The sequence below is a fragment of the Nitrospirota bacterium genome (assembly GCA_040756155.1).
Taxonomy (GTDB): Bacteria; Nitrospirota; Thermodesulfovibrionia; order JACRGW01; family JBFLZU01; genus JBFLZU01.
On the sequence record JBFLZU010000018.1, the window covers coordinates 1 to 16,393 of the forward strand.

Annotated in this window: 16 protein-coding genes; all 16 read right to left on the bottom strand. The window is 37.3% G+C overall.

The window, feature by feature from the left end:
* Positions 1 to 2,796, bottom strand: a 2,796-nt coding sequence (locus AB1488_01525; GenBank protein MEW6408777.1) for an ATP-binding protein, incomplete at its 3' end; no start/stop codon positions are given.
* A 41-nt stretch (positions 2,797 to 2,837) separates the two neighbouring features.
* A complete protein-coding gene (locus AB1488_01530) occupies positions 2,838 to 4,253 on the bottom strand; it encodes an NAD(P)/FAD-dependent oxidoreductase (GenBank protein ID MEW6408778.1) in 1,416 nt (471 codons plus the stop codon).
* Between the two features lie 2 nt (positions 4,254 to 4,255).
* Entirely contained in the window at positions 4,256 to 5,563 is a 1,308-nt protein-coding gene (locus AB1488_01535; GenBank protein ID MEW6408779.1) for a beta-ketoacyl synthase N-terminal-like domain-containing protein, read from the bottom strand.
* Positions 5,564 to 5,684: 121 nt separating this feature from the next.
* Complete coding sequence (locus AB1488_01540) at positions 5,685 to 6,896, bottom strand: beta-ketoacyl-[acyl-carrier-protein] synthase family protein (protein ID MEW6408780.1); 1,212 nt, start codon at positions 6,894 to 6,896, stop codon at positions 5,685 to 5,687.
* Positions 6,897 to 6,901: 5 nt separating this feature from the next.
* Positions 6,902 to 7,156 carry a GIY-YIG nuclease family protein gene (locus tag AB1488_01545; protein MEW6408781.1) on the bottom strand — a complete coding sequence of 85 codons (255 nt, stop codon included), beginning with the start codon at positions 7,154 to 7,156 and terminating at the stop codon, positions 6,902 to 6,904.
* Positions 7,156 to 7,602: a 3-hydroxyacyl-ACP dehydratase FabZ gene (fabZ, locus tag AB1488_01550; GenBank protein MEW6408782.1), complete on the bottom strand. Its 447-nt coding sequence runs from the start codon at positions 7,600 to 7,602 to the stop codon at positions 7,156 to 7,158. The genes AB1488_01545 and fabZ overlap by 1 nt, the downstream gene beginning before the upstream one ends.
* Before the next feature lie 142 nt (positions 7,603 to 7,744).
* Positions 7,745 to 7,981, bottom strand: coding sequence for an acyl carrier protein (locus AB1488_01555; GenBank protein MEW6408783.1), 237 nt, complete (start codon positions 7,979 to 7,981; stop codon positions 7,745 to 7,747).
* Between the two features lie 126 nt (positions 7,982 to 8,107).
* Positions 8,108 to 9,340 carry a beta-ketoacyl-[acyl-carrier-protein] synthase family protein gene (locus tag AB1488_01560; protein ID MEW6408784.1) on the bottom strand — a complete coding sequence of 411 codons (1,233 nt, stop codon included), beginning with the start codon at positions 9,338 to 9,340 and terminating at the stop codon, positions 8,108 to 8,110.
* A 39-nt stretch (positions 9,341 to 9,379) separates the two neighbouring features.
* The gene (locus AB1488_01565; protein MEW6408785.1) at positions 9,380 to 9,643 is read right to left on the bottom strand and encodes a GIY-YIG nuclease family protein; all 264 of its coding nucleotides are present in this window, start codon (positions 9,641 to 9,643) and stop codon (positions 9,380 to 9,382) included.
* Positions 9,644 to 9,660: 17 nt separating this feature from the next.
* Positions 9,661 to 10,410: a 3-oxoacyl-[acyl-carrier-protein] reductase gene (gene fabG, locus AB1488_01570; protein MEW6408786.1), complete on the bottom strand. Its 750-nt coding sequence runs from the start codon at positions 10,408 to 10,410 to the stop codon at positions 9,661 to 9,663.
* A 62-nt stretch (positions 10,411 to 10,472) separates the two neighbouring features.
* Positions 10,473 to 11,579, bottom strand: coding sequence for a hypothetical protein (locus tag AB1488_01575; GenBank protein MEW6408787.1), 1,107 nt, complete (start codon positions 11,577 to 11,579; stop codon positions 10,473 to 10,475).
* A 14-nt stretch (positions 11,580 to 11,593) separates the two neighbouring features.
* Positions 11,594 to 12,370: a formyltransferase family protein gene (locus tag AB1488_01580; protein MEW6408788.1), complete on the bottom strand. Its 777-nt coding sequence runs from the start codon at positions 12,368 to 12,370 to the stop codon at positions 11,594 to 11,596.
* A gap of 4 nt (positions 12,371 to 12,374) precedes the next feature.
* Positions 12,375 to 13,349 carry a carbohydrate kinase family protein gene (locus tag AB1488_01585; protein MEW6408789.1) on the bottom strand — a complete coding sequence of 325 codons (975 nt, stop codon included), beginning with the start codon at positions 13,347 to 13,349 and terminating at the stop codon, positions 12,375 to 12,377.
* Positions 13,349 to 14,371 carry a phosphoribosylformylglycinamidine cyclo-ligase gene (gene purM, locus AB1488_01590; GenBank protein ID MEW6408790.1) on the bottom strand — a complete coding sequence of 341 codons (1,023 nt, stop codon included), beginning with the start codon at positions 14,369 to 14,371 and terminating at the stop codon, positions 13,349 to 13,351. Before purM ends, AB1488_01585 begins: the two co-directional genes overlap by 1 nt.
* Before the next feature lie 71 nt (positions 14,372 to 14,442).
* Positions 14,443 to 15,153, bottom strand: coding sequence for a ribonuclease III (gene rnc / locus AB1488_01595; protein MEW6408791.1), 711 nt, complete (start codon positions 15,151 to 15,153; stop codon positions 14,443 to 14,445).
* A complete protein-coding gene (gene fabF / locus AB1488_01600) occupies positions 15,146 to 16,390 on the bottom strand; it encodes a beta-ketoacyl-ACP synthase II (GenBank protein MEW6408792.1) in 1,245 nt (414 codons plus the stop codon). Before fabF ends, rnc begins: the two co-directional genes overlap by 8 nt.
* Positions 16,391 to 16,393: the final 3 nt, after the last annotated feature.

Consider the following 16,393-nt stretch of genomic DNA (forward strand, 5'->3'; position numbering starts at 1 on the left):
ATTTACAGGCAAAGTTACAGTAAAAGTTGTCCCTTTTGATAATTTGCTCTCCACTCTTATCTTTCCACCATGATCCTCTATAATTCTTTTGCTTATGGCAAGCCCAAGACCCATTCCCTTTTCACTTGTTGTATAAAAGGGGTCAAATATTTTCTCTATATCCTCTGGAGGCATACCCTTCCCCGTGTCTAATATCGCTATGTCAACATTTTTACCATCTTGATTTATAGAAACCCTTAACACACCATCTTCTTGGATAGCCTGACAGCCATTGTTTATTATGTTAATAAACGCCTGTTTTAGCTTTTTTGAATCGCCTGTGATATTGATTTTAACATTCTTATAAATTTTTTCAACACTAATCTTCCTTCTCTCAAGTTCAAGTTTAACTTTTAAATCTTCAAGTATCTCGTCCATCAGCGCAGTTATATCTACTTCATCCATACGCGATAAAGTTGCCCCTGCGGAATAATGCAGGAGGTCCTTGATAAGCCCATCTATTTTTTCTATGTCAGCACTGACAATTTTTGAGAATGTATTCTGGAACTCAGGGTCATTATGTTTTTCTGGCATCAACTGGACAAAGGTCTTTATAGAAGTAAGAGGGTTTCTAATTTCATGTGCAAAGGTCGCAGACATCATACCCATTGACGCAAGTCTTTCTGATTTTACTTTTTCTGCATAAAGGCTTGCATTTTTTAGAGCAATAGCTGTCTGGTTAGAGATAGTGTTGAGAAGGTTTATGTCTTCATTGGTAAACATATCTCCTGATAATTTTTCTCCAAGAATCATCAAAAAAGATAACTTACCATCAATAAATACAGGCACTATAGCCTCACTATTAAAAGGTTTAAGGGCGCTTGTGATATTATCTATTGCCTCCTGCCCGAGAAGGTTAATAATTCCTGGTAGCTCATCTTTAATAACAATATCATCAGAAGTTCTCAGGAGCTTAATTATCTCTGAGTTTCCATTTATCTTAAGCTCTTTTTCATCTTCTCTTCCTTCTTTTCTTTTCATTCCATCTTTTCCCTTTCTATAAGCCATGTGATAAACCACCTCATAATCTCCACCCGAAACAGCAGACAATAGATAAATGCTTTTTAAACCCAGTGTTGAAATAATTATGTAACCTACAAAATTAAATATCTTCTTAAAATCAAACATTGAGACAAGGTCATGGCTAACTTTCTGTATAGTGGCATAATAATCATATGTTTTTTTGTAGAAAATCTTGTCAATAAGTAACTGGATTCTATTTTTAAGAGGGTTGAACAGAATAGCAATGGTAACCGCAGCGATAACTGTAATTGTAAAAGAAGATATTCCAACCATGTTAGATAAATATTTAGTCATGGTAAGCACAAGCACGACAAAAAGGCTGGTCAAGATTCCGGCAGCAAGAGAGTAAACCGCGGTTTTTTTAACTACGATATTGATGTCCATAAGGTGGTAGCGAAGTATAGCGTAGGTAACAATAAGACAATATATGGGAATTGTAAAGTTTCCAAAAGGGTATATATTAATACCAAACATGGGTAAAAAATTTGTAATACCACCTAAGAACCCTATTAGAAATCCAGAAATTATATATATAGTTTGGAGACGTTTAAGTCCCGTTGTCTTAGGGAAAAATCTTAACAGTTCGGCAAAGCTCCAGACTACTAAAAACAACCAAAGACCTACAGCAATGGAATAAATCCATGTCGCGTCGTTAAAATATAAGTTAAAAACATATCGAGTCCTGTTTATAAATTGATCTGTCATAACATCAAACCACAGGAAGAATAACCCTATTGAATATGCTATAGTAATACTTTTTCTACGCTTTAAACCACAAAAGCTACACACCATATGGTAGAAGAATACGCTAATAAATAGTCCTCCTATATGTGCAAATCTCCAGCCGAATAATGCGATTGACTCCGTAGAAGCTCTCCCAACTATAAAACACCCAAATCCCCATATTGATACTACTAAATTGAAAAGAACCCAGATATGATGCAGTTTCGTCCTTCTATGTGCGAGAATAACCAATGCTAATAACAAACAAATGACTCCCAGTAATAAGCCAGATACTGTGAATGGATCCATAAATACTAATCCTAAAGGAATACCTATGACGAAAACAAAAAACATCGCAGGTATACCTAGGTGTGAGATAGTTACTTCAATGTCCATAAATCTATGTCTTAAGATTGCGTAGGTAATTACAAGACAGTAAATCGGTATGACAAAATTTCCAAAAGGATATATATCAATTCCAAACAAAGGAAAGAAATTAGTAATTCCTCCTGAAAATCCTATTAACGTTCCCACCAGGAAATAAAGACTTTGATTTTTTTTCTTAATACCAGAACTCCTTTTGTAATACACAATTAACTCGTAAGATCCCCAGATAACTAAGCTCATCCAAATAAAGAAAAAAAGCAGATAAAATAAACCCGGAGCTTGCACATAATAAAAAGAGTTAAAGGCAAACCTCACTTTTGCTATAAATAGATCAGTAAGATTTAAAAACAGAAAGAAAAGACCCTGTAGGTAAGCGAAAATTATAAAATTTCTTCGTTTAACTTCAATATCACTGAATATGCAAATGGTATGGTAGAAGAACACTGGAATAAGTATCACGCCTATATGAGCCAATCTCCAGCTAATTATTGCTGATGAAGGAATGGTAGCCTTTCCTACTAATAAAGCACCAAATCCCCATAAAGACACTGCTAAGTTAAAAAGAGCCCATATGCGATGGAGTCTTGTTTTCCCATATATAAAAATAACTAATGCTAATAACAAACAAGTGATTCCCAGCAATAGGCCAGCTAATGCGAATAAGTTCATAAGTTAATTTCCTTATTTAAAATTTTCTTCGACGTATCTCGTCCTAAATATGCAACACCAGCCACGCCCTGAACTAAAGTGGTCCAGTGTCCAGTCAAATATAAATTTTCGAAATTTGTTCTTTGAGTAAAACCTGTAACAGCAAACTGCGAAGGTATCCCTGCCCATCCATAGGCTGCACCTCTGTAATTCAATGTCCATTTATATAAAGTATTAGGTGTTGCAGCATCTTTAAAGACAATGTGAGATGATAAATTAGGAAAAACGCGTTCTACCTTCTTTATAAAAACATTAATTAATCTTTTCTTATTAACCTTCCAGTACTCTTTATCTTTAAAAGGAGCATTAACTATCATAAGAATACTTTTATTATCGGAAGATAAACGAACTAAGAACCAATCCAAATTATCAATTTCTCCCTCAATAGCTGGCTTATACATTTTATCAATATCATAATAAGGCAAAAACCATATATTAGTATTAGGACATATATTCCCCTGAGAATTGAAACATTTACCTATACCCAGATATAAGATAAGCATAGATAATGACGGCACTAAACTCTTTAATTTATTTACTATATCCTTGTTTACCAACTCTTCTCCTATTAAAGTAAGAAATGTTTGTGTTGCATCAGCGTTAGAAATTACATATTTAGCTGAGAGTAGACCTTTCCTTCCTATTTCTACACTCTCAACTTTTTTATTTTTTATTTTTATCCTCTTAGCAAGACAAGAAAAATATACATCACCACCAAATTCTTTAAACCGCTCAATGAGAATATCTGCAAAAGCCTGGATAGAGTTGTCGGGATAATATCCACCATCAAACATAAATTCTTTATATATAAGAGTGCCTGTAATCGCAGATATTTGTTTTGCAGGTAAGCCAGCGTTGCCTAACAAGGGAAGCGAAAGAATCGCTTTTAATCTGTCGTCTTTGAAATACTTATCAAGTAATACTTGAAAGGTGATAGACCTCAGTGGGCTAAAAGATATGCCTTCACAACCATTTATATAGGTAAAAAATTCCTTGATTTTCTTCGCTTCTTTTGGAAAGTTATCCTGAAATTCTTGAATTGTTTTTTCTAGATTGTTCCAGAAATGAATTTTAAAATCAGGTGCAATAATAATATCTGATGGGTCATATCTCTTAATCTTTAACCTTTTTTCTAAACCTAGTTCTTTTAGAATTATCCTGATATTGCCGCCCTCTCTTAGGCTGCCTAAAGAATGTACACAGGCATCAAAATGAAATCCACCTCGTGTAAATGACGTGCAGTAGCCGCCTGGCTTGGCATTTTTCTCCACAATCAAAGTTTTCATCCCTGCCTTAGCCAAATAGCAACCACAAACAAGGCCACTTATTCCTGCACCAATAATTATTGCGTCATAATCATATTTGTTTGACATATTTAATTTAGTCTTTTAAAAATCACTGCCCCATTATATCCTGCGAAACCACAGGATAATTTCATAGCCGTATTAAGAGAATAAGGAGTTAGTTCCCTTACTAATTCGATATTATATTTTGGTTCAACTTCTTCACAATTCAATGTTGGTGGAATTAATTTTTTTCCCATAGACAATAAAAGAATAATGCTTTCTAAAATTGCGCTTCCTCCTAAGTTATGACCCACATACGGCTTAAATGCTGTTATTAATGGTCTCTTAGAATTTCTACCAAAAATATCTGTAATTGCCTTTGCTTCATATCCATCGGTAACTTTAATTGCAACTCCGTGAGGATTAATTAAATCGATATCTTCTGGTCTTAAATTAGTTTTTTTGAGAGCATATTCTATGGTCTTTTGGTAAGATAAACTTCCTATTCTTGGCAATGTCACTTTCCAGCCCTCCAGAGAGAATCCCCCTCCTAAATACTCAGCATATATATGAGCTTTTCTATTTAAGGCATGGTTTAATTCTTCTAAAACTATCGCTGAAGCTCCATCGCCAAGAACTATACCATCAGCCTTTTTAGAAAAAGGCTTCATTCTTCCATCTTCAGCATAAAGACCCTGTTCTTTAAACCATAAATGCTTAAACATAGTATCAGAGTTATCTCCTCCTGCCAGCAATACAATATCGCTTTCACCATATTTTATCTGTCTTGCGGCGGATTCTAAAGCAAATAAACCTGATGCACAGGCATTGTTGGTAAATAAGGAGTATCCGTGAATATTAAATGCCTTTGCAACGAAATACAGATACATAAAAGTTTGGAGGTCGTAACCATCGTGAGAGAACTGTTCAAACACGTGCTTGAACAATTTATGCTTAGAAAATTTACTATTTAAGGGATATTTTTCTATATATGCTATGGTTTCTTTAATTAGTCCTTCGCAAAAAGGTTCAAATCCTGGATGTTCAACCGTCAAAAATAATCCGATATTGTTATCCTCTTTATCGTAAGAAATTTTACTGTCATCTATAGCTAATTTGACTGCTGCTAATAAATAGAAGAGGTCTCTATCTTCCTTTCTTTTTTTCCATGTCTTGATATCCTCAATTATTTCCTCTTCGATATTAAATTTTTCGATATCAAAATCATCTATTTTATGAAGATAAAAATTATCCCACAATTCTCCATCGAGTTTAAATTCTTTTAAACCTAAACCTACCCGTTTTCCCAAAATGCCTTCCCAGAAAGCCTCTTTGCCAATTCCCGTTGAGGCTAAAGGACCTATTCCTGTTATAACTACTCTTTTTCCTCTCGCCATAAATAGCTCAAAGTTCAAAACTCAAAGCTCAAAACCACAGTTATAAAGCTTAAAACTATTTTTATTTTTTAGTTTTGAGTTGCAGTTTTGACTTTTGACATTTGAGTTTTAAGTTATCATGTTAATTAAACTTCTTAATAACCAAACAAGAATTATTGCCACCAAAGGCGAAACCATTATTCAAGGCAATATTTACTTTCTTTACTTTTGCTTTATTAGGAACACAATCTATGTCACATTTTGGGTCAGGCGTCTCAAAATTTATCGTTGGAGGGATAATATCTTCTTTAACAGTAAGACAGCAGGCTAATGCCTCAATCGCAGATGCGGCACCCATGGTATGACCAAGCATGGATTTTATTGAACTGACAGGAATCGTTTTATATTGTTCTTTAAAAACATTTTTAATTGCTGCGCATTCAGTTTTATCGTTACCGGGCGTACCAGTCCCATGAGCGTTTATATAATCAACCTCTTCTTTCTGAATATCCGCTTCTTTTAAGGCTTTTCGTATTACTTTTTCAATACCCTCTAGCTGTGAGGCAGTCATATGGTAAGCATCACAACTAAGGCCATAGCCCAATATCTCTGCATAGATGTTTGATTTTCTTTTCAGAGCAGACTCCAATGATTCGAGAACAAGAATCCCTGCTCCCTCGCCAACCATCATTCCCTTTCTATTTTTATCAAATGGCTGACATTTTTCAGGTGCCATTGCATAGAGGCGATGAAAGCCACTAAATGCAAGTTTAGAGAATGAATCGGCACCCCCAACAATAGCATAATCTAAGTCTCCCATTCTTATTAAATCAAATCCATAACCTATTGCATAATTACCAGCAGCACAGGCTGTGGGAATAAGATAATTTGGCCCCTGAAGTTTAAAGTAATTAGCAATATTAGCAGATAAATTATTCGGCGAAGACTGTAATATTTTTGTTTTGTTTATCTTATCAGCCCCTTCCTTAATCCAGGCATCAATGGATTCCTCTAATGGTCTCTCACCCATCGTTGTCCCAATAAAAACACCTGCTCTTTTTTTGTTAATGTTTCTTGAAGATAATCTAGCATCTTCTAAAGCCAGAGAAGTAGAAGCTATAGCCAACTGTGAGGTGCGACCTAAAAATTGAACCTTTCTTTTAGAAATAAATTCTTCAGGAATAAAATTCTTTATTTCACCACCATAATGACACCTGAACTCTCTGGTATCGAATGAAGTAACTTTGCTTATACCTGATTTACCATTTATTATGGCTTTCCAGAATTCATCTTTGCCAATCCCTACAGAAGAAACTACCCCCAGTCCTGTGACTACTATTCTGCGGTTATTCACTCTTTTTACCCCGTGAGATAATTTTTAAGTCGATTCTTTAGATACCTTTTGCCCCATGCTGTTTTCAAGTATTTCTCCCTCATTCTGGCATCGTGCTCATTTAAGCAAGCTTCATAGTATATAATTTTAAATGGCATCCTACTTTTAGTAGATTGAATCCTACCATTATTATGGTCTTCAATACGTCTCTTAAGATTCCGTGTTGAGCCAGTATACCATTTGTGATCTTTTAGGCTCTGTAAAACATATGTATAAATCATTATAATATCTCACGGGGTTTAATTCCAAACACAAGGTTTGCTTTAGCAACAATCTTATCATTAACTTTTGCTATAGCATCTATTATCGCTGCATAATCCAGAATTTTTACACTATTTGTTTCTACAATAAGTTTATTCCCTGGATACACAGGAGAAATAAACTCTGCTTTGACTTTACCTAAATAATAATTAGGATGAGCTTTGGCTATCTCCGGTTTAGAAAGGGAATAAAGGATTATTGAAGTCTGTGCCATTGCTTCTATGATTAAGACTCCCGGCATCACAGGTCTACCGGGAAAATGCCCCTCAAAAAAACTTTCATTGTTTTTGATATTCTTGACAGCCACAACTCTTTCAGTGCCTTCAATCTCAATTACTTCATCAATAAAAAGAAATGGCTCTCTATGTGGCAAAATAGATTTAATTTTTTCCTTATCCCAATTCATATTTCTATTTAGCTCAAAGTTCAAAACTCAAAGCTCAAAACCACAGCCCACAACTTAAAACTTTTTTAGCTTTAAGTTGTAGTTTTGACTTTTGACCTTTGCGTTTTGAGTTATCATATAGTCTAATGTCCATTGTCTATCTTTACTTAAGGTTTTTAGTATATTCAATTATCTGCCTGATACTTCTGATATTAGGGATATCCTTTTCAGGGATGATAACCCGATACTTCTTTTCAAAAGCAGCCACAATCTCAATTGCTTTTAATGAATCTACCCCCAAATCTTTAAAAAAGTCTGCATCAGGCTTAAGTTTTTCTGGTGGAACCTCTGTAATATCTGAAACTAATTTCTTTATTTCTTCTTCGAAATTATTTGCCATATACCTCCTTAATCCGTCATTCCGTGCTTGACACGGAATCCAGGGTTTTTAAAATAGTTCTGGATTCCTGCTTCCGCAGGAATGACAGAGAAAGCAAATTTTCACCCTTCTTTATAAGCCAAAGGTTCATTGATATTTCGCTATAACTACTGATGCATTGCTTCCACCAGGGCCATAATTGTTAATTAATACATTATTTATTCTGGCTATCCGTGCTTTATTAACTACATAGTCAAGATCGCAATCATTATCTCTTATCTTATAATTAATCGTGGGTGGTATAAAACCATTAACTATGCTACCCACAGAAGCAACAATCTGAAGTAGACCACCTGCACTATAGGGCTCTCCTATCATTGACTTGATGGAGCTCATTGGAATATTGTAAGCGAACTTACCAAAAACATCCTTTATTACTTTTGTTTCTAATCTATCCTGTTGAGGTACAGAGTTTGCCGAAGCACTTATATAGTCTATATCGGTAATTTTTAATTCGGAGCTATAAATTGCTTTCTTCATACTTTCTTTCAACCCATACGCTTCTGGATGATATTTACCCGTCTTATATGCGTCAAAAAAACTGCCTATACCTTTAACTTCAGTGTAAATATTTGCCTTCCTTTTTTCAGCATATATCTCATCTTCTATTACTATAACTGCTGCTCCTTCACTCAATATGATTCCATTTCTTCTTTTATCAAAAGGACAGGATAATTCTTCACCTCTTATGCCAGCAAAAAAACCTAAATGATAAAACCCGGCAAAATTTACCAGTGAAAGACTCTCCACCGCCCCCACCAAAACTGCTTTAATTCGTCCCAGTCGGATAAAATCTATAGCGTATTTTAATGCATCTATGCTTGAACTATAACCTGTAGAAACAGTTGTATTAAATCCCTGAATATTAAACCGTATTGAGACCTGGCTTGAAGCAGCATTTATTACTATCCCGGGGAAAAGAGAAACATCAGTAAAAAGGGGACCATCTCTTATTAATTCTTTATCAAATTCAGCAAAATTCCAGAGAGAAGATAAGGTAGTTCCCGTGCAGACTCCGGTATCATCTGTATTGTTATAGTTAATGCTTAACTTTGCATCCTCTATTGCTAATTTTGCAGCAGAACACAATAATCTTGTGCTTCTATCAAGACCTTTTAAGCCTTTATAGCCTAAAAAATATGTTGGCTTAAAATCCTTAATCTCACCACCCAACTTACACTTAAACTCACTTGTATCAAATCGGCTAATGGGTTTAATCCCTGAACGACCTTCTTTTAAAGATAGCCAGAATTGTTCCTTCCCTATACCATTCGGCGCAACTACCCCTATACCTGTTATTACTATTCGTTTTTTACTCATTTACCCCGTGAGATAACCCATTGTATATCATATTGTATATCATGAGGTACCCTCCCCAAGATAACTTTTAAGGCGATTTTTGAGATATCTTTTACCCCATGCAGTTTTTAAATATTTTTCTCTCATTCTCGCATCGTGTTCATTTAAACAAGCTTCATAATATATAATTTTGAATGGTCGCCTATTCGTAGTAGATTGAATCCTACCATTATTATGGTCTTCAATTCGTCTCTTGAGACTTCGAGTTGAACCTGTATACCATCTGTTATCTTTTAGACTTTGTAAGATATATGTATAAATCATAACAGTATCTCACGGGGTTAACTCATTCCACCATCTATAACTATAGTCTGACCAGTGATATAACTTGCATCATCGCTAACTAAAAATTTTACTACCTTTGCTACTTCTTCTGGTCTACCTAATCTACCTAAGGGTATCTGTTTTATTATTTGACTTTTATATTCCTCTTTTAAATCTTTAAGCATGTCTGTTTCAATAAAACCAGGGGCAACTGCATTAATTCTGATGTTATAAGAAGCAACTTCCTTAGCAAGAGATTTGGTAAACCCAATTATTCCTGCTTTAGAGGCAGAATAATTGGTCTGTCGTGGCATACCTACGATACCGCTTACCGATGTAATATTTATAATAACTCCGCTCTTCTGTTTTATGAATGTTACAATCGCAGCTCTCGTAAGATTGAATGTCCCGTCTAAATTGGTATTGATTACCTTATGCCAGTCATCAGGCTCCATAAGAGCAAGTGCCCTGTCTTTGATTATACCGGCATTATTAATTACAATATCTATCCCACCGAATAATTCTTTAGTATCATCCACCCAGGATTTAACAGCATTGTAGTCTTTAATATCTACTTGAAATGATTTAACGTTAACGCCCAAATATTTTATTTCTTTTTCCAAATCCTCTGCATCCTTGTTACTTCTTAGAAAATTAAAACTTATATTTGCACCTTCACCAGCCAATTCAATAGCGGTAGCTCGACCTATGCCTCTCGTAGCACCACTAATAATAACCGTCTTATTTTTAAGGCTTTTAAGTGACACTTTGTGCATTCTCAATATACGCTACTGTAACCCATTTTTCAAGATACTTTTTAGCATTCAGCCTATCCCAGCATACCAATAGCTACTCCTCTGACCTGTTTTCTATACTCCTCGCTCGCATGGATGAGCTCTTCTCTATTTTTATCACTGATTACCTCAACTCTGGGCAGGTTTTCACCGAAGCGACATTCTATCTCTGACACTATATCCTTATTCAGATCAAGGCTTTTTAAAAAGCCTGTGTCCCAGTTTTGAGATGCTTTTAAAACGAGGGTTTTACCTCCAATATAGAAAAGTTCGGCTAAGAGAGAAAGAACTGAGGCATGTGGAGACAGACAGCAGATTTCAGCAGAGCTGACCGCATATCTATTACCATTAAATGCTATAGCGAGACCTTCTCCCTCCCTTACAAGATTAAATGCCTGAACATCTGTAATACTATCTCCTACATACACAAGCTCAGAAAGCCCACATCCAGTCTTTGCCAGACTATCCAGTATTGCTCTGGCTTTCTCCATTCCACCAACAGGATTGATCTCAAGTAATATCCTCCCAATCTTCATCCCTATAATTTCTCGCCAGAATATCTCATTAAGTCTCTTAATGGTATCTTGACTCTCAACAGGTAATTCTTCGAACCGCTCTATACCAACAGGCAATTCAATCATGGTCATGGTAAGCATCTCTAATACCAATGACTCCAGTCGTAATCTTTCCTCTTTTTCTAAAGGATAGAGATCGATACTTACCTTAGTGCAATAGACCTGACTAAAAGAAAAATCGGCAACGGAACATAGTGCATGGAGGTATGGTTCGTAACTGGTGCTTATGATATATACAGGCATAATCCTCATAATATAATGAAGCATTTCTTTAGCACCAGGAATAAGAAGGATATTTGCTCTGGAGTAATCTTCCATCTTTTTGTCAGTGACACCAAATGCCTTCAAAAAAGGCAGGATCAGTTTGAGGGTATCGCCAGCTTTATATCCCGGTTTTCTTTCAATATCTGCCAGGAAATCATCGTATTTGCTGATAAGAGCAAAAAATTTATCTCCGTCAGGTATAAAAAAACTGGAGAGTTCAAAGGCATTGTCATTCTTGGTGATAGGGCCTTCGCAGTCGATGTTGAATTGTGAATGTCTCATAAAACTTTTTACCACCCCCACCTCTGTCCTCCCCCTTAAGGAGGAGGATTAGGAAGGGTAAGATATTCTTCTATCTCCTTATTCAAACAGTATGGACCGATCTCTTTCCCATCGGGATTCAGAACCTTTTTATCCTTAATTATTACTCTCCCCTCTGCGAGGGTCTTTAATGTAAAGACAATTAAAGGAAGTTCTCTAACAACCCCTTCCTGTCTGATAAGGAAAAAGAGATTATCCTTTTCTCCTTTTTCCCAGAGATGGTCAAATTTCTCTCCTCTTATTGGAAAAGTACAATATGTGATTGGAGGTCCCTCATCCAGGACCTCGGTTACTAAATGCATCATAACGCCGGTTTCATTAGCCTTTTGCTCAATAAGTTTCCAGATGACCTCCTGCCAGGTCCCAGCAGGTCCGTTGGGTGCTGCAGGATGGAGATTAATAATGGTAAATTTATTGCACATCTCAGGACTCACAATAAGCATGTATCCTGCGAGGATAATTAGATCATTTTGAAACGGAGAAATCATCTCTATAACCTTCCAGTGATAACGACTCCGCCATTCCTCCATGTCTTTTTTCCGTAAAGCAGGCTCAAAATTTTTTGAAGAAAAGGTGATTGTCTTTAATCCAAGGTTCCTTGCCAGAGTCAAAAGGAGATCACTCTCCAGATTTTCTCCGTAATTCCTGTTACAGAAAAGATATTGGATTCGGGCAGGTATAAAGCTGTTCTTCATGTTGTCATACGCTGTCTGGAGCAATTCTCTGGCAGCTTCATCACGACCCGTTGAAAACCAGCCAAACAGATAAGACATCAGATTACCTCTTAAAAAATTCTCTTAAATCCTTCCGTGTTGGATAGCGGCTCCGTCCATACCCTGTGATACTCGCCACTGCAACTTTAGTGGCAAAAAGTCCACAGTGGTATAGAGGTTGATTCAAAAGCAAGCCTGCTAAAAACCCTGCATTATATACATCCCCGGCTCCTGTATTGTCAACCACCTTGACCTCCTCTGAGGGAATTTTAAATGCCTCTTCCTTTGAAAAAATATAAGAACCTTCTTTTCCCATCTTACAAACAACGATGGAAGGACCCATTCTAAGTAATTCCTGGCTACCTTCCTTAAAGCCTTTTCCTGTTAATTTTTCAATTTCTCGATTAGTTAGAAAGATAATGAAACTGCGTTTGATCAAAGGCAGGATTTCTTTTATTCCTTTTTCAGCATAAATTTCTCCAGGGTCAAGGCTGAGTTTAACTTCAGGAGGCAGTCTTTTCACTAATCGAACCTGGGAATTCAAAGACCTCTTTCTAACAAATGAAGAAAGATGCAGAAACCGGCTCTTACCGACAAACTCTACATAACCTTCATCTATGTTGATATCGGTATTAGTCTCAGGCAAAACAAATATAGAACGGTCTAAGAACCTGTCCATAACAATAATGCAGATGCCACTCCGCCCTTCTCTCCTTACAAAATCGGTTGACACCTTCTTAAGGCTTTTAATGATAAATTCGCCTTCTTCATCGCAACCTACCTTACCGATAAAGCTAGTCTTGAAACCCATCCGCGATAGGGCGAATATGGTATTGGCTGCAGAACCACCACCACTTTTAGCCATCAGCCTGCCATACCTCCTTAATATATCTCTTAAAATCCTGAGAGAGCTTAGGCTACGGCTGTGTATCTCCCCTCCAGGATGTAAAGGAAATTCAGGAGTGGCTATATGATGAATATCCTCTATGGTATAAATATAATCAAGATTTAAGGCACCAAACCCGATAACATCCATCATTAATCATAAACCACCCCCCTCTTGCCTCGTTCGATATGCCCGATGGCGTATGCCTCCTCACCCATTCTCTTTAATGATCGAATCAGGTTTCTAACATCGGATTCAGAGACAACAAGAATCATCCCCACACCCATATTGAAGACCCTGAACATCTCTTCGTCAGAGATACCCCCTGTATCCTGAATATGTCTGAATATGGGATGGACCTTCCAGCTTCCTTTCTTAATAACCGCTCTGCATCCTGCTGGAAGTATTCTCGGTAGATTCTCGGTTATGCCTCCTCCTGTTATATGTGCAATCCCTTTAACTCTGAACCGTTTAATTATATTACGAACTGTTTTTACATATATTCTTGTTGGTGTGAGTAGCTCTTCGCCTAAACCCTTCCTTAGCCCTGAGATGCGATCTATGAGACCGTACCTTTTTGAATCAATGAATATTTTCCTGACGAGCGAGAATCCATTTGAGTGGAGTCCACTGGAGGAGAGTCCGATAAGTCTATCACCAGTCTTTATATCAGAGCCATCGATTATCTTTCTTTTTTCAACAATACCAACAGCAAAACCGGCAATGTCATATTCTCCTTCACTGTAAAAAGATGGCATCTCTGCGGTCTCCCCACCTATCAAGGCACAGCCTGCTTCTTTACACCCTTCAGCTATACCTTTGAAAACTTCAGCTGCATTCCTTACATCAAGTTTACCTGTAGCAATGTAATCGAGGAAAAACAAGGGTTTTGCACCTGCTACGACTATGTCATTAACACACATAGCGACAAGGTCTATCCCGATGGTATCATGTTTATTCATTAGAAATGCAATCTTGAGTTTTGTCCCGACACCGTCTGTACCAGCCACAAGCACAGGGTCTTTAAACTTGCTGAGTTTTAATCTGAAAAGTGCACCAAAACCACCGATGCCTGCCAGCACATCTGGTGTGAAGGTAGTCCTGGCTACTGGTTTGATAGCCTTAACAAAGGCACTACCAGCATCTATATCCACTCCTGAATCTTTATAAGACAAGTTGAAGCTTTCAGCTTCGAAATGTAAGGAATTTCTTTGTTTCATATTCGCTCGCTATGCATTTTCACCCCTTAATCCTTACCCCTTAATCCTTCAATCCTTCTCAACTTATTAAGTGCCCTGGCCGCTGCAGACTGTTCAGCCTCCTTTTTACTTTTTCCAATCCCCCTGCCATAAATCTCGTCGTTTATTGTTACCTCTATTTCAAAAGTCTTTTCATGGTCAGGTCCATATTCTCCACTTATTTTGTAATACGGTAAAGACCCAAATATACGCTGGGAATACTCCTGTAGCTCAGTCTTAAAATCATAGATAATACCCTTTATGTCTATATCATGAATTTCTCTGGAAATAAAACTTCTTACAAGTAAAGATGCCGCATCGAATCCACCATCGAGGTATATTGCTGCTATTAATGCCTCCAGTGTATCTGCCAGTATAGATGTCTTCCTTCTACCACCAGTTATCTCTTCACCTTTTCCAAGAAGCAGGTAGTCACCTAAATGCAGTTCTTCTGCTATTCTATAGAGGGTATTTTCATTTACGATGTAAGCCTTCAATTTTGAAAGATTACCTTCGGTATATTCTGGAAACTTTTTTATCAAATAGTCACTGACGATAAAATTAAGCACCGAATCACCGAGAAACTCAAGTCTCTCATTGTCAGGGACTCCTTTTTCATTTGCATAGGATTTATGAGTAATGGCCTGAATAAGAAGGTTTTCATTATTGAAGGTGTAATTGATATTTTCCTGAAGTGAAGATATAGTTGTATTAGTCATAAAATTTTTTAAAGATTAGACAGGCGTTTGTGCCTCCAAATCCGAAGGAATTAGACATAGCCACATTTACATCCGCATTCCTTGCGATATTTGGAACATAGTCAAGATCACATTCAGGGTCAGGATTCTCAAGATTTATAGTAGGAGGGATTATTCCCTTCTTTATAGCAAGCACCGATATTACTGATTCAACACCTCCTGCAGCCCCAAGTAGATGCCCTGTCATAGACTTAGTAGAACTTACAGCCGTTCTGTATGCATGGTTTCCCAGAACAGTCTTTATAGCCATTGTTTCAAGCTCGTCATTAAATTTTGTAGAAGTGCCATGTGCATTTATGTAATCAATCTCCTCTGGTGATATTCCTGCATCTTTTATAGCTGCATCCATACAGCGTGCAGCACCTTCGCCACAGGGTGAGGGTGCTGTAAGATGATAGGCATCCCCGCTCATACCATAACCAATAACCTCCGCATAGATATCTGCACCCTTTGCCAATGCATTCTCTAACGACTCTAAGACCATTATCCCGGCACCTTCACCCATAACAAAACCATCCCTGTCAATATCGAAAGGGCGGGATGCCTTCTGAGGTTCATCGTTCCGTGTTGAAAGTGCCTTCATAGCACAGAAACCACCAACACCAAGGGGTGTTATTACTGCCTCTGTGCCTCCTGCAATCATCGCATCCGCATCTCCCCTCTGTATGATCCTGAAGGCATCACCAATTGCATGGGTTCCGCTAGCGCAGGCTGTAACAACAGAAGAATTTGGTCCCCGTGCTCCAAAACGCATGGATATCTGTCCAGAAGCAAGGTTTATTATAAGCATAGGGATAAAAAAGGGAGATATCTTTTTATGTCCTTTTTCAAGGAGTATCTTATGATAGTATTCGATAGCCGGTAATCCACCGATACCAGAACCAACAAAGACCCCTATTCTGTCTTTATTCGCATCTGTTATCTTCAAACCAGAATCATCCATTGCAATCTGGCTTGTAGCGACGGCGAACTGGATGAATCTATCCATTTTTTTTACTTCCTTCTGTTCTATGAAATTTAATGGATCAAAGTCACGCACCTCTGCAGCAATCTTTGTGGGGAATTCAGATGCGTCAAAATGGGTGATCATCCCTACCCCCGATTCCCCGTTAACAAGGGCATCCCAGCTTTCGGTAACCCCAATACCAACTGGGGTGACAAGTCCTACACCTGTAACTACTATGCGGCGTTTAATAATAAC